Origin of the sequence: Herbiconiux moechotypicola (assembly GCF_024979255.1) — a bacterium.
Lineage (GTDB): Bacteria > Actinomycetota > Actinomycetes > Actinomycetales > Microbacteriaceae > Herbiconiux > Herbiconiux moechotypicola.
On the sequence record NZ_JANLCN010000001.1, the window covers coordinates 388,484 to 401,876 of the forward strand.

The following is a 13,393-nucleotide window of genomic DNA, read 5'->3' on the forward strand; positions in this document are numbered from 1 at the left end:
GCTGAGCAGCGGTTTGGCCGAGCGGCGCCGGTGGTCAGAGGGCGGCGAGGGCGGCGGTGACGGTCTCGTCGCGGAAGGTGAAGCCGTCGGCGGCGAGGAGTTGGCTCGAGACGTCCTGGTCGGAGAGGAGGAGGTCGCGGCCGGCGTCGGCCAGAGCCGCCTTGAGCGCCCAGGCCGGGGTGGGTAGCCAGAAGGGCCGATGCAGCTCCTCGGCGAACTGGCGCACGACGACCGAGGCCGAGACCGGACGCGGTCCGACGAGGTTCACCGGCCCGGAGAGCTCGGAGTCGAGGGCGAGGTGACGGATGGCGGCGGCTTCGTCGTGCAGTCCGATCCAGGGCCAGATCTGGCGGCCGCTGCCGAGCGGACCGGCGAGGCCCGCCTTCGCGATGAGGCGCAGGGGTTTGAGGGCTCCGCCGCCGTCGCCGATCACGATGCCGGTGCGGATCGTGACGAGGCGGGTGGCGGCGGCCGCGGGTGCGGCGGCTCGCTCCCAGGCGTCGGCGACCCGCGCGAGGAACCCTGCGCCCACGGGGGCGGCCTCGGTGAGCAGCTCGCCCGGCCTGTCGCCGTAGAACCCGACCGCCGACCCGCTGACGAAGGCGGCCGGTGGATCGTCGCTGCGCAGGATCGCCTCGGCCAGAGTGGAGGTGGCGGCGATCCGCGACTGCAGGATCTCCTTCTTGTACGAAAAGGTCCACGGCAGACGCGAGATGGATGCGCCCGAGAGATTCACCACGGCGTCGACGCCGTCGATGAGGCCGGGCTTCAGCCAGCGCGCCTCCGGGTCCCAAGTGCGCTCGGAGGGTGTGCGTGCGGGGCGGCGCACCAGCGCGATCGCCGTGTGGCCCGCATCCTGCAACTGACGGGTGAGCTCGGAGCCGATGAAGCCCGACGCCCCCGCGATGACGACCGTCTTGCTCGTGGCGTGCTCGCTCATGCCAGGCTCGCCTCGAGGGTGATCGGGATACCCGTGAGAGCACGCGACACGGGGCACCCGGTCTTGGCCTCGTCGGCGAGGCGCTCGAAGTCGGCTTCGTCGATGCCCGGGACCACCGCGCTCACCAGCAGATGGCTGCCGGTGATGCCCACGGCGGGGTCGAAGGTGACGGCGGCCGTGGTCTGCAGCGACTCCGGGGGAGTGCCGAACTGAGCGAGGGCGTGCGCGAACGCCATCGAGAAGCAGGATGCGTGCGCGGCACCCAGCAGCTCTTCGGGTGTGGTGGCGCCGGTGGAGCCGTGCGTGCGGGTGCGCCAGTCGACCGCGAAGACCCCTGAGCCCGAGGAGTCGAGGGTGGTGGTGCCCGACCCGCTCAGCAGGTCGCCGCGCCACACCGTGGTGGCCTCGCTGGTGGCGGTCATGGGTCCTCCGTCCGACGGACCCAGACTATGCCGTCCGGAGGGTCACGGCATCAGGCGCCGGCGGCGGGCGTGCCGGCACTGCGACGGAACCGCGCGAGCAGCAGGTAGAGCTGGCAGCCGATGCAGTATCCGAAGACGGAGTTGAGGAAGGCGGCCACGAAGGCGAGCGAGGCGGCCACGGTGACCGCGTACGGAACGCCGAGGAGTGCGAGGAGCACGCCGGCGCCCGTGACGATGAAGCCCACGAGCTGGGCGAAGGTCGGCGGTTTCGGGTCTTCGAGCTCGGTCGGCGGTGCGAGCCGCGGCCGGATGGCGGCGCGGAACAAGAGCCCGAAGGGATGGCGCTTGACACCGGCTGTCGCACCCCACAAGAACAGCAGGGCGAGCGCGAGCAGCAGCACCCACGCCGCCACCGTCGCGGCGAAGCTCAGCGCGATCGTGACGAGCAGCAGCACGGCGGTGATGCCGGCGGTGAAGCGCGGGGCGCGCGGGTCGATCATCGGATTCCCTCCAGGGCGGTCCGCACGGCGGCGGGGCGGACGGCGCCGCCGAAACGGGTGCGCACCTCGCCGTGCCGGTCGAGCACGAGCACGGTCGGGGTCTGCAGGATGCGGAAGCGGCGGATGAGGTCGCCGCGCTCGGTGACGTCGACGTCGAGGTAGGCGACGTCGGCGCTCCCTTCGGAGATGCCGCTCAGCACCCGCCGGGTGGCGGGGCAGCTGGAGCAGTAGGCGGTGGAGAACTGCACGAGGGTGGCGCGGGTTCCCTGATGTGGGGCGTGGGGTGCGCCGCCGGCGCCGAGCTCGTCGAGGTCGACGGTGTCGTTCTCGCGCCGCGGGGCGGAACTGCCGGGTGTCACGACGGCGGGTGCTCCCTGGCGGGCTCGCCAGATCAGCCCGAGCGCGGTGCTCACGGCGAGCAGGCCGACGATGACGGCCGCGGGGATGATCCAGTCCATGGTGCTCGAACAGTAACGGGGGGAGCCTTACCGGCGAGGGATTGTGACGTTTGTGACGCATCCGGCCGGTATCGTGTGGGGGTGGCCGAGATCGAATTCCGTTCCGACGTGACCGTGGAGCTCGTTCGGGCGAGTGCGCACGACTCCGACGTGCTCTTCGCCGCCCGGGTGTCGACTCAGGGCGAGCAGACGCTCGAGGCCGCCGAGGCCGGCGCGGAGGCCAATCCGAAGCGCGATCGGGGCCTCATCAACTACCTCATGCGCGACCGACACGGCTCGCCGTTCGAGCACAACTCCATGACCTTCTACGTGCAGGCGCCCATCTTCGTGTTCCGCGAGTTCATGCGGCACCGGATCGCGAGTTACAACGAGGAGTCGGGGCGCTACCGGCAGCTCCGACCCGTGTTCTACGTGCCCGCGCCGGAGCGCAACCTCGTGCAGGTCGGCAAGCCCGGCGCCTACGAGTTCCTGCCCGGGTCTGCCGAGCAGTCGCAGCTCGTCTCCGACGAGGTGCGCACGGTGTGCACGGCGGCGTTCGAGTCGTACGAGCGGATGCTCGAGGCGGGCATCGCCCGGGAGGTCGCACGCATCGTGCTGCCGCTCACCATCTACTCGTCGATGTACGTCACCATGAACGCGCGGTCGCTCATGAACTTCCTGTCTCTTCGCACCAAGCACGAGGGGAGCACCTTCCCGAGCTTTCCGCAGCGCGAGATCGAGATGTGCGCCGAGAAGATGGAGGGCTTCTGGGCCGAGCTGATGCCTCTCACGGCCGCCGCTTTCGACGCCAACGGGCGGGTGGCCCCTTAGGCGGCACCTGCTAGGCTGGTGTCGTGCTGTTCGGTCTGCTCCTTCTTAGCTGCCGCGACGAGTCCTAGTTTTCAGGCCTCTCTCGTCGCGGAGTTCGCTGTCGGCTGACCACACATCTCGCAGAGGGAAATCGCACACCATGAAGAACAATCAGGCCGCGTCGGCCATGCCGGTTCACAAATACCGCCCGTACCACGAGCAGATCACGGTCGATCTGCCCGACCGCACCTGGCCGTCCAAGCGCATCACCGAGGCACCCCGGTGGTGCGCGGTCGACCTGCGTGACGGCAACCAGGCGCTCATCGACCCGATGAGCCCCGAGCGCAAGCGCATCATGTTCGACCTGCTCGTGCAGATGGGCTATAAGGAGATCGAGGTCGGGTTCCCGAGCGCCTCGCAGACCGACTTCGACTTCGTGCGGTCGCTCATCGAGGAGAACGCCATCCCCGACGACGTGACGATCCAGGTGCTGACTCAGGCGCGGGAGCACCTCATCAAGCGCACCTACGAATCGATCAAGGGTGCCAAGCAGGCGATCGTGCACCTCTACAACTCCACGAGCGTGCTCCAGCGCGACGTGGTGTTCCGCACCGACAAGCAGGGCGTCGTCGACATCGCACTCGAGGGAGCGCGGCTGTGCCGGGAGTTCGAGAAGACCGTGCCGGAGACGACGGTCTACTACGAGTACTCGCCCGAGAGCTACACGGGCACCGAGCTGGAGTTCGCGGTCGACATCTGCAACCAGGTGCTCGAGGTGTTCGAGCCCACGCCCGAGCGTAAGGTCATCATCAACCTGCCCTCCACCGTCGAGATGGCGACGCCCAACGTGTACGCCGACTCGATCGAGTGGATGGGGCGGCACATCGACCACCGCGAGAACGTGATCATCTCGCTGCACCCGCACAACGACCGCGGCACGGGTGTCGCCGCCGCCGAGCTCGGTTACCTGGCAGGAGCCGACCGCATCGAGGGCTGCCTGTTCGGCAACGGCGAGCGCACCGGCAACGTCGACCTGGTGGCGCTCGGCATCAACCTGTTCACCCAGGGCATCGACCCGCAGATCGACTTCAGCGACCTCGACCACGTGCGCCGCACGGCGGAGTACTGCAACCAGCTGAAGGTGCACGAGCGCAGCCCCTGGGCCGGCGACCTGGTATACACGGCCTTCAGCGGCTCGCACCAGGATGCGATCAAGAAGGGCTTCGAAGCGATGGCGGCCGATGCCGCCGAGCAGGGTGTGTCTGTCGACGAGCTGACCTGGGCGGTGCCCTACCTGCCGGTCGACCCGAAAGATCTCGGCCGTTCGTACGAAGCGGTGATCCGCGTGAACTCGCAGTCGGGCAAGGGCGGCGTCGCCTACCTGCTGAAGACCGATCACGCGCTCGACCTGCCGCGGAAGCTCCAGATCGAGTTCTCCGGTGTCGTGCAGGCGAAGACCGACGAGGAGGGCGGCGAGGTCACGAGCGACGAGATCTGGGCCATCTTCAACGACGAGTACCTGCCGGCACCCGCGCACCGTGCCGAGGACAAGTGGGGCCGCTTCGAGCTCACCCGCACCCGCACCGCGAGCGACCTGGGTGGCTCGGTGTCGCTCGACGTGGAGCTGAGGGTGGGCGACGAGGTGATCGAGACGGGCGCCGTGGGCAACGGACCGATCGACGCCTTCCTCAAGCTGATGAGTGAACAGGGCATCGAGATCAAGCTGTACGACTACGTCGAGCACGCCCTCAGCGCCTCGGGCGACGCCCTGGCGGCCGCCTACGTGGAGCTGCAGGTCGACGGAACGCGACTGTGGGGTGTCGGAATCGACGCCGACATCTCGACCGCGTCGCTCAAGGCAGTCGTGAGCGCCGTCAACCGGGCGATCCGGGTGCGCGACGCCGACCGCGAGCTCGTCGGAGCCTGAGCGTTCCGGGGCGTGCGTCACGCGCGCCCCGGAAAACCGCCCGCGAACGGCTGCCGCGTGCCGATAGTGTGAGCACATGTTCTGGCATGTGCTCGGCGACATCCTCCCTCTCTCGGTCGCCGTCATCGTCTCCCCGCTGCCTCTCGTCGCCGTGATCTCGCTGATGCTGGGCCCCAAGGGGCGGGTGAACGCGTTGGCCTTCACGGTCGCCTTCGCGCTGTCGTTCTTCGCTCTGGTGCTGGGTCTGGCTTCGGGTTCGAAGGGCACCACCCAGAACGACTCGTTCTTCGCCCAGGTCATCCACATCGTGATCGGGTTCGCGTTCGCCGCGCTGTTCTTCTTCCTGGCGTACCGCTGCTGGAAGAAGCGTCCCAAGAAGGGAGTCGAACCGGTGGAGCCGAAGTGGCTCGCGGCGATCGACTCGTTCGGGCCCGTCAAGTCGGCTGGACTCGGCATCGTTCTCGGCATCGCCAACGTCAAGAACGTCCCGATCGCGATCGCCGCCGGAGCGTCGATCGGCAACGCCCAGTTGGAGTGGTCGCTGGTGTTCGTGGTGTCTGCGGTGTTCGTTCTGGTCTCCTGTCTCGGTCTGATCACCATCACGGTCGTCGGTGGAGTGGGCTCGCGCACGATCATCGACACGCTCAACTCCGCGAAGGCCACTCTCATCAGGCACAACAACCTGATCCTCGCCGTGCTCTTCGTCATCCTGGGTGCCCTGCAACTCGGACGGGCGTTCGAGGCGTTCTGATCGGCGTTCCTCGGCTCCGTCGGGCCGGGTCGGAGGGATAATCGGTGGGTGCCCACCTATCGTGATGAAGTCGTCGTGCTGCGCACCCACAAGCTGGGTGAAGCCGACCGCATCGTGACGATGCTCACCCGCCAGCACGGCAAGGTGAGGGCGGTTGCCCGGGGAGTCCGCCGCACGGCGTCGAAGTTCGGTGCCCGTCTCGAGCCCTTCATGGTGGCCGACGTGCAGTTCTACGAGGGCCGCACCCTCGACACCATCACCCAGGCGGTCACCCTCGGCTCATACGGAGCCGAGATCACCTCCGACTACGCCAGCTACACGGCCGCCAACGCCATGGTCGAGACGGCCGACAAGCTCACCGAGTCGGAACCCTCCCTGCAGCAGTACCTCCTGCTCGTGGGCGCGCTTCGCTCGCTCGCCCGCGGCGAGCACGGGCCGGCGCTGACGCTCGACTCGTATCTGCTCCGCGCCCTGTCGATGGCCGGCTGGGCGCCGAGCTTCCACGACTGCGCCGTGACCGGTGAGGCCGGCCCGCACTCGGCGTTCGTGGTGCAGCTCGGCGGCGTGGTGAGCGACGAGGTCGCCCCTCCGGGGACTCCGAGGCTCGACGCCGCGACCCTCGGGCTCCTCGGTGCCCTGCTCACAGGGGACTGGCAGACGGCCGACGCCTCGGAGACACCGGTGCGCTCTCGGGCGAGCGGTATCGTGGCGGCGTACACCCAATGGCACCTGGAACGCGGGCTCCGATCGCTCGAGCACGTCGAACGGTCGCAGACGACGAAGAAGGTCACCAGCCCGTGAGCCCCGTGCGCACCACCTCCCCGCTCGCCGAGCCGTTCAGGCCCCTCGACTGGACGGGGATCCACCCGCCGACGCTCCCCGCCTCCGCGGTGCCCCAGCACGTCGCCATCGTGATGGACGGAAACGGGCGCTGGGCCAATCAGCGCGGCCTCACCCGCATCGAGGGGCACAGAGCCGGCGAGGCCGCGCTGCTCGACGTCGTCGCGGGCGCCATCCAGATCGGCGTCAAGCACGTCTCGGTGTACGCGTTCTCGACCGAGAACTGGAAGCGCTCGCCCGACGAGGTGCGCTTCCTCATGGGCTTCAACCGCGAGGTGCTGCACCGCAGGCGTGACCAGCTGAACGAGTGGGGCGTGCGCATCCGCTGGGCCGGCCGCAAGCCGCGGCTGTGGGCGTCGGTGATCAAGGAACTCCAGTTCGCCGAGCAGCTGACGGCGTCGAACTCGACGCTCACCCTCACGATGTGCGTGAACTACGGTGGCCGCACCGAGATCGTCGACGCGGCGCAGAGCATCGCCGACGACGTGGCGGCCGGTCGCCTCAAGCCCTCCGCCGTCTCGGAGAAGCTCATCCAGCGTCGGCTGTACGTGCCCGAGCTCCCCGATGTGGACCTGTTCGTTCGCAGTTCTGGTGAGCAGCGCACCTCGAATTTCCTTCCCTGGCAGTCCGCCTATGCGGAGATGGTTTTTCTCGACCGGTTGTGGCCCGACTTCACCAGGACCGATCTCTGGGAGGCTATCGAGCATTACTCGGGTCGCACCAGGCGCTTCGGTGGAGCTGTGGACAAACCGGCCGACGCCCCGCGTCCTGTGGAATAGTCGGCGCGCATCCGCGTTGGCTTTCTCGTGAGCGATTCAGAACCCATCAAGATCGACATCTGGTCGGACGTCGCGTGCCCCTGGTGCTACATCGGCAAGCGCAAGCTCGAGAACGGCATAGCCGCCTACTCCGAAGACCCTGATGCCGCGCCGGTCGTGGTCGAGTACCACTCCTTCGAGCTCTCGCCCGACACCCCGGTCGACTTCGAAGGCAGCACCACCTCCTACCTCGCGGAGCGCAAGGGCATGCCCGTCGCGCAGGTGGAGCAGATGCTCGATCGCGTCACCGGTATCGCCTCCGACGTCGGCCTCGACTACGACTTCGACACCGTGAAGCACACCAACACGGTCAAGGCGCACCAGCTCATCCACTACGCGAAGGCGCAGGGCAAGCAGCTCGAGGCCAAGGAGCGCCTGCTGAAGGCCTACTTCGTCGAGGGGCGCCACGTGGGCCGGGTGGAGGATCTGGCCGATCTCGCCGCCGAGATCGGCCTCGACCGCGATGACGTGGTGCGCTCGCTCGAGGCCGACGAGTTCCTCGCCGCCGTGCACGCCGACCAGCAGCAGGCGGTGGCCTACGGCATCCAGGGCGTGCCGTTCTTCGTGATCGACGGCCGCTACGGCGTGTCGGGCGCCCAGGACGCCTCGGTGTTCGAGCAGGTCCTCACCCAGGTGGCGGCGGAACGCACGGAGGTCGGCGCGTGAGCGGGCAGGATGCCGCGGCCACGGCTCAGGCGGAGGTCTCGGCGCCTGTCGTGCCGTTGAGGCCGCTCATCGCGGTCGGCGACTCGAACGCGGCGACCTGCGAGGGCGACACCTGCAGCTTCTGATCCACGTCCCGCCCCCGACCCGTGCTCGCGGTGTCAGGGGCGAGGCGGGATCGGATCGCTGATGTCGGCGACCGTCGCGCCCAGGGCGCCGGCGAGATCGTCAGCCAGCACGAAGGCGCTGTGGCCGTGGGCCCCCGCTCCCATCGCCACCCGACGGCCGGCGAACGACGCGTCCTGGAACACGGGCCAGGCGGTGGTGCTGCCGAGCGGGGTGATGGTGCCCCGTTCGTATCCGGTGGCGTCGAGGGCGACGTCCTGGTGCGGCATGGCGAGGCGGTTCACACCCACGACGGCTCGCAGTTTCGGCCAGCTGATCTGGCGGTCGCCCGGGATGAGGGCGAACAGGAATTCTCCGTCGTGCCGCTTCACGACGAGGCTCTTCATGATGTCGGCGGGCTCGAGGCCGAGCAGGGCGGCCGCGGCCTCCAGCGATCCGGCCGCCGGTCTCTCGACGATCTCCACGTCCAGTCCCCGTGCCGACGCGTCGGCGCGCACCCGTTGGATCCCCGTCAACGTCTCGTCCATCTCGTCCTCCACAGAAGCAGAGAACCGGATGCGCGTCCACAGGATTCCCGTGAACGACACGCTCATCGCATCCGTCTGGAAGAATTGACCCGATGTCCACTCCCACCACACTCCTCGCCGACCGGCTCAGCATCGGGCCGATCGAACTCGACGTGCCCGTCGTGCTCGCTCCGATGGCGGGCATCACGAACACCGCGTTCCGCCGGTTGTGCCGCGAGTTCGGCGCGGGGCTCTACGTCAGCGAGATGATCACGAGCCGTGCGCTGGTCGAGCGCACGCCCGAGACCATGCGGCTCATCACGCACCACCCGAGCGAGACCCCGCGGTCCATCCAGCTCTACGGCGTCGATCCGGCCACCATGGCGGCGGCGGCACGCATCCTGGTGGAGGAAGACCGCACAGACCACATCGACATGAACTTCGGATGTCCCGTGCCCAAGGTCACGCGCAAGGGCGGGGGAGCGGCACTGCCGTGGAAGCTCGACCTGTTCCGCGAGATCGTGGAGTCGGTGGTGGAGGCGGCCGGCGACATCCCGGTGACCGTCAAGATGCGCAAGGGCATCGACGGCGACCACCTCACCTATCTCGAGGCGGCGAAGGCCGCCGAGGGCGCCGGTGTGGCGGCCATCGCGCTGCACGCCCGCACGGCGGCCGACTTCTACAGCGGCACGGCCGACTGGGATGCGATCGCCACGCTCAAGGAGACCATCACCGGGGTGCCGGTGCTCGGCAACGGAGACATCTGGTCGGGTGAAGACGCCGTGCGGATGGTGGAGCAGACCGGGTGCGACGGTGTCGTGGTGGGTCGCGGCTGCCTGGGTCGGCCCTGGCTCTTCGGCGACCTCGCCGCGGCGTTCCGAGTGCGCTCGGGTGAGCTCGGCGCCGAGGAGGCGGCGGCGTTGCGCGCCGCGCCCAGCCTGGGCGACGTGGCGCGCACGCTCCGGCGGCACGCCGAGCTGCTCACGGAGTTCTTCGGCGACGAAGGGCGGGCGTGCCGCGACATCCGCAAGCACGTCGCCTGGTATCTCAAGGGCTACCCCGCCGGTCACGAGGTGCGTGCAGCGCTCAGCACGGTGACGTCGCTCGCCGCGATGGACGAGATCCTCGCCACCCTCGACGGCGATCTGCCCTACCCGGGAGCCGACGCCGAAGGCCCCCGCGGTCGCGCCGGCAGCCCGAAGAAGCCCGCGCTGCCCGAGAACTGGCTCGAGTCGCGCGAACTCGGCGGAGTGGGCCGGGCAGACCTGGCCGAGGCCGAACTGGACCACAGCGGTGGCTGATCCGGCACTCGACCTCACGACCTACGCCCCGACGAAGGGGTACGACGACTCCGACGCGGAGCGGTTCCTGCCCGAAGAGCACTACACCCGGCGCAGCGACTTCGCCCGCGACCGCGCGCGGGTGCTGCACTCGTCGTCGCTGCGGCGCCTGGCCGCGAAGACGCAGGTGCTCAGTCCGGCGGTGGTCGCCGACTTCGCGCGCAACCGGCTCACCCACTCCCTCGAGGTCGCGCAGGTCGGCCGCGAGCTCGCCGCGAGCCTCGACCTCGACCCCGACGTAGTCGACACCGCCTGCCTGGCCCACGATCTCGGTCACCCGCCCTTCGGCCACAACGGCGAGAAAGCGCTCAACGAGTGGGCCCAGGGCATCGGAGGTTTCGAGGGCAACGCCCAGAGCCTCCGCATCCTCAGCCGGCTCGAGCCCAAGGTGGTCGACGACACGGGGAGGAGCCTCGGGCTCAACCTCACGCGGGCCAGTCTCGACGCGAGCTGCAAGTACCCGTGGACGGCGCTCGACCCGGTTCCCGACCCCAGCGGCCGGCTCAAGTACGGCGTTTACGACGACGACGTCGAGGTGTTCGAGTGGGTGCGCATCGGCGCTCCCGAGCGTCGACTCTGCGTCGAGGCGCAGGTGATGGACCTGTCCGACGACATCGCCTACTCGGTGCACGACTTCGAAGACGCCGTGCTCAACGGCTACATCGACGTCTCGGTGCTCGGCGACCGGGTCGACCACGACTCCCTGGTGCGCCGCATCCACGCCAGGGCCGGGGGCTTCTCGCTCGACGAGCTCGCGGCCGCGTTCGACCGTCTCGACTCGCTCCGGGTGTGGATCTCGGAGTGGGACGACTCGCGGGCCGACCACGCCCGGCTGAAGAATCTGACCAGTCAGCTGATCGGCCGATTCGCGGGCGCGGCCACGAGGGCCACCCGCGAGGCGTTCCCCGCGCCGAGCATCACGCGCTATGGCGCCGACGTCATCGTGCCGGCGGAGGTGTCGGCCGAGATCGCCACGCTGAAGGGCATCGTGTCGGTGTTCGTCATGTCGAGCGACGCCCGCCAGCCGCTCTACGTCGACCAGCGCATGCTGCTGGCCGAGCTGGCCGATGCCCTGTGGGAGTCGGGCGGAACGGCTCTCGACACCGCGTTCCGCGACGACTGGCGTCGTGCCGGAGACGACGAGACGGCTGCGAGGCGCGTGGTGGTCGATCAGGTCGCCAGCCTCACCGACCAGACCGCCGTGGCCCTCCACGCCCGGCTGTGCCGGCAGTCCACCACCGCCGAGGCCCTCGCGGCCAGGATCGCGCTCTGAATCGTGGCCGGCCTCATCCGTCGCGGAGACATCGACGAGGTGCGCTCCCGCATCAACATCGCCGACGTGGTCGGGCAGTTCGTCACGCTGAAGAGCGCCGGGGTCGGTTCGATGAAGGGCCTCTGCCCCTTCCACGACGAGCGCTCGCCCAGCTTCCACGTGCGCCCTCAGGTGGGCTACTACCACTGCTTCGGCTGCGGTGAGGGCGGAGACGTCTTCACCTTCCTGCAGAAGATGGACCACGTCACCTTCAGCGAGGCGGTCGAGCGCCTGGCGGCGAGCATCGGCTTCGAACTGCACTACGAAGACGGCAGCGCCCCGGGCGCCGACCACGGCAACCGGGCCCGCCTGCTCGCGGCCAACGACGCCGCCCGCGAGTTCTTCGCCGAGCAGCTCACCGCCCCGGGTGCGGAGGCGGCGCGATCGTTCCTCGGAGAACGTGGTTTCGACCCCGCGGCCGCTGCGCGGTTCGGCGTGGGCTACGCGCCGCAGGGCTGGGACAACCTGGGCAAGCACCTGCGCGGCCGCGGCTTCACGGAGGCCGAGCTCACCGCCGCCGGACTGCTGAGTGCCGGAGACCGCGGCAGCTACGACCGGTTCCGCGGCCGACTCATCTGGCCCATCCGCGACCAGACCGGCCAGACCGTGGGTTTCGGGGCGCGCCGTCTCTACGACGACGACAAGGGGCCGAAATACCTCAACACCCCCGAGACCGCCATCTATCACAAGGCCCAGGTGCTCTACGGGCTCGACCTGGCCAAGCGCGACATCGCCCGGTCGCGGCAGGTGGTCGTCGTGGAGGGCTATACCGATGTGATGGCCTGCCATCTCGCCGGGGTCACCACCGCCGTCGCCACCTGCGGCACCTCGTTCGGGGTCGACCACATCAAGATCATGCGCCGGGTGCTCTCCGACGACACCTCGGGGCTCGGCGAGGTGGTCTTCACTTTCGACCCGGATGCGGCCGGCCAGAAGGCGGCGCTCCGCGCGTTCAGCGAGGAGCAGCGTTTCGCGGCGCAGACCTACGTGGCCATCGCGCCCGACGGGCTCGACCCCTGCGACCTCCGTCTCGCGAAGGGCGACGACGCCGTGCGGCGCATGGTGAAGTCCAAGAAGCCGATGTTCGAGTTCGTCATCAAGCAGCGGCTGTCCGCCTACGATCTCGACAGCGTCGAAGGGCGAGTGGCCGCCCTGCGGGAGGCGGCGCCGGTCGTGGCCGACATCCGCGACTCCGCCCTGCGCCCCGCCTACACCCGCGAGCTGGCCAAGATGCTCGCGGTCGACCTGCCCGAGGTCACGGCCGAGGTCGAGCGCGCATCCCGTCGCGGCCGTGGTGCTGACTCGAGCGGGCGGCAGAGTGGATCGTCCGATGGCGCTCAGCGCTCGGTCGACCGGGGCGGCCAGGGGCGAGACCTGCAGCGTGTGGGCCGCCAGGGTCCCGCGCAGCGGGTCGACCCTTCGGCGGGGTCCGGCGTCGTCACCGCCGTACCGGCCACCGGCGGGGGAGCAGTGCCCTCGCTCACCGACCTCGCGCCCGCACCCGAGCAGCGCCCGCGCATCTCGCTCACCCATCTGCCCGCCACGACGGCCGTGCGCACTGAGCGCGACGCCCTGATGGCGATCCTCCAGGCGCCCCAGGTGGTCGGCCCCGAGCTCATCGCGCACGCGGTGGTGTGCGGCTTCAGCTCGGCCCCGCTCGCCGCGGTGCGCGACTCGATCGGCCGCAACGTCTCCGCCCTCGCGCAGCAGGACTGGGTGGCCGTGGTGCAGGCCGATGTGCCGGAGGAGTGCCGCTCGCTGGTCGAGGAGCTGGCCGTCGCGCCGATCCCCGAGCGGCCGGAGCGCCAGATCGAGGCCTATCTGCGCAGCATCGTGCGCGACCTCGTGCAGCGCCACCTCCGTCGGCGCAAAGACGAGCTCATCGCCCGGCTGCAGCGCACTGACGCCGTCGCCGACCCTTCGGGGTATCGCGAGCTGCAGGTTCAGCTGGTGCAACTCGAGTCCGACCGCCGCGCCTTCCAGGCGGAGTGAGGGTGAGCG

The 13,393-nt window shown here is 69.5% G+C and carries 14 protein-coding genes; 9 read left to right on the forward strand and 5 right to left on the reverse strand.

Annotated elements, in window-relative coordinates; all coding sequences use genetic code 11:
• Positions 1-34: 34 nt before the first annotated feature.
• Genes N1031_RS01830 through N1031_RS01845 form a run of 4 tightly spaced genes read right to left on the reverse strand, consistent with a single transcriptional unit; the run spans position 35 to position 2,320 of the window.
• Entirely contained in the window at positions 35-940 is a 906-nt protein-coding gene (locus tag N1031_RS01830; protein ID WP_259477876.1) for a TIGR01777 family oxidoreductase, read from the reverse strand.
• Positions 937-1,362 (reverse strand): OsmC family peroxiredoxin, encoded by a 426-nt coding sequence (locus N1031_RS01835; protein ID WP_259477877.1) that lies wholly within the window; start codon positions 1,360-1,362, stop codon positions 937-939. Before N1031_RS01835 ends, N1031_RS01830 begins: the two co-directional genes overlap by 4 nt.
• Before the next feature lie 50 nt (positions 1,363-1,412).
• Entirely contained in the window at positions 1,413-1,862 is a 450-nt protein-coding gene (locus N1031_RS01840; RefSeq protein WP_259477878.1) for a DUF4395 domain-containing protein, read from the reverse strand.
• Positions 1,859-2,320, reverse strand: coding sequence for a thioredoxin family protein (locus tag N1031_RS01845; protein WP_259477879.1), 462 nt, complete (start codon positions 2,318-2,320; stop codon positions 1,859-1,861). Before N1031_RS01845 ends, N1031_RS01840 begins: the two co-directional genes overlap by 4 nt.
• A gap of 81 nt (positions 2,321-2,401) precedes the next feature.
• Between N1031_RS01845 and thyX the strand changes: the two genes are divergently transcribed.
• The 6 genes from thyX (at position 2,402) to N1031_RS01875 (ending at position 8,111) form a co-directional block, all read left to right on the forward strand.
• The gene (gene thyX, locus N1031_RS01850; protein ID WP_259477880.1) at positions 2,402-3,130 is read left to right on the forward strand and encodes an FAD-dependent thymidylate synthase; all 729 of its coding nucleotides are present in this window, start codon (positions 2,402-2,404) and stop codon (positions 3,128-3,130) included.
• 139 nt (positions 3,131-3,269) lie between these two features.
• The gene (gene leuA / locus N1031_RS01855) at positions 3,270-5,036 is read left to right on the forward strand and encodes a 2-isopropylmalate synthase (protein ID WP_259477881.1); all 1,767 of its coding nucleotides are present in this window, start codon (positions 3,270-3,272) and stop codon (positions 5,034-5,036) included.
• 76 nt (positions 5,037-5,112) lie between these two features.
• Positions 5,113-5,787: a GAP family protein gene (locus N1031_RS01860; RefSeq protein WP_259477882.1), complete on the forward strand. Its 675-nt coding sequence runs from the start codon at positions 5,113-5,115 to the stop codon at positions 5,785-5,787.
• Positions 5,788-5,835: 48 nt separating this feature from the next.
• The gene (gene recO, locus N1031_RS01865; protein WP_259477883.1) at positions 5,836-6,588 is read left to right on the forward strand and encodes a DNA repair protein RecO; all 753 of its coding nucleotides are present in this window, start codon (positions 5,836-5,838) and stop codon (positions 6,586-6,588) included.
• Positions 6,585-7,406: an isoprenyl transferase gene (locus tag N1031_RS01870; RefSeq protein WP_259477884.1), complete on the forward strand. Its 822-nt coding sequence runs from the start codon at positions 6,585-6,587 to the stop codon at positions 7,404-7,406. Before recO ends, N1031_RS01870 begins: the two co-directional genes overlap by 4 nt.
• A 27-nt stretch (positions 7,407-7,433) precedes the next feature.
• Positions 7,434-8,111 carry a DsbA family oxidoreductase gene (locus tag N1031_RS01875; protein ID WP_259477885.1) on the forward strand — a complete coding sequence of 226 codons (678 nt, stop codon included), beginning with the start codon at positions 7,434-7,436 and terminating at the stop codon, positions 8,109-8,111.
• 158 nt (positions 8,112-8,269) lie between these two features.
• Here the strand turns inward: N1031_RS01875 and N1031_RS01880 are convergent, their stop codons facing one another.
• Positions 8,270-8,761 (reverse strand): aminoacyl-tRNA deacylase, encoded by a 492-nt coding sequence (locus tag N1031_RS01880; RefSeq protein ID WP_259478055.1) that lies wholly within the window; start codon positions 8,759-8,761, stop codon positions 8,270-8,272.
• Positions 8,762-8,853: 92 nt separating this feature from the next.
• On the opposite strand from N1031_RS01880, the gene dusB reads away from it, so the two are divergent.
• From dusB to dnaG, 3 genes are read left to right on the forward strand one after another with little or no spacing between them, the layout of a single operon-like run.
• Positions 8,854-10,041, forward strand: a complete 1,188-nt coding sequence (gene dusB / locus N1031_RS01885) for a tRNA dihydrouridine synthase DusB (RefSeq protein ID WP_259477886.1) — start codon at positions 8,854-8,856, stop codon at positions 10,039-10,041.
• The gene (locus N1031_RS01890) at positions 10,034-11,353 is read left to right on the forward strand and encodes a deoxyguanosinetriphosphate triphosphohydrolase (protein WP_259477887.1); all 1,320 of its coding nucleotides are present in this window, start codon (positions 10,034-10,036) and stop codon (positions 11,351-11,353) included. The genes dusB and N1031_RS01890 overlap by 8 nt, the downstream gene beginning before the upstream one ends.
• A 3-nt stretch (positions 11,354-11,356) precedes the next feature.
• A complete protein-coding gene (gene dnaG / locus N1031_RS01895; RefSeq protein ID WP_259477888.1) occupies positions 11,357-13,384 on the forward strand; it encodes a DNA primase in 2,028 nt (675 codons plus the stop codon).
• Positions 13,385-13,393: the final 9 nt, after the last annotated feature.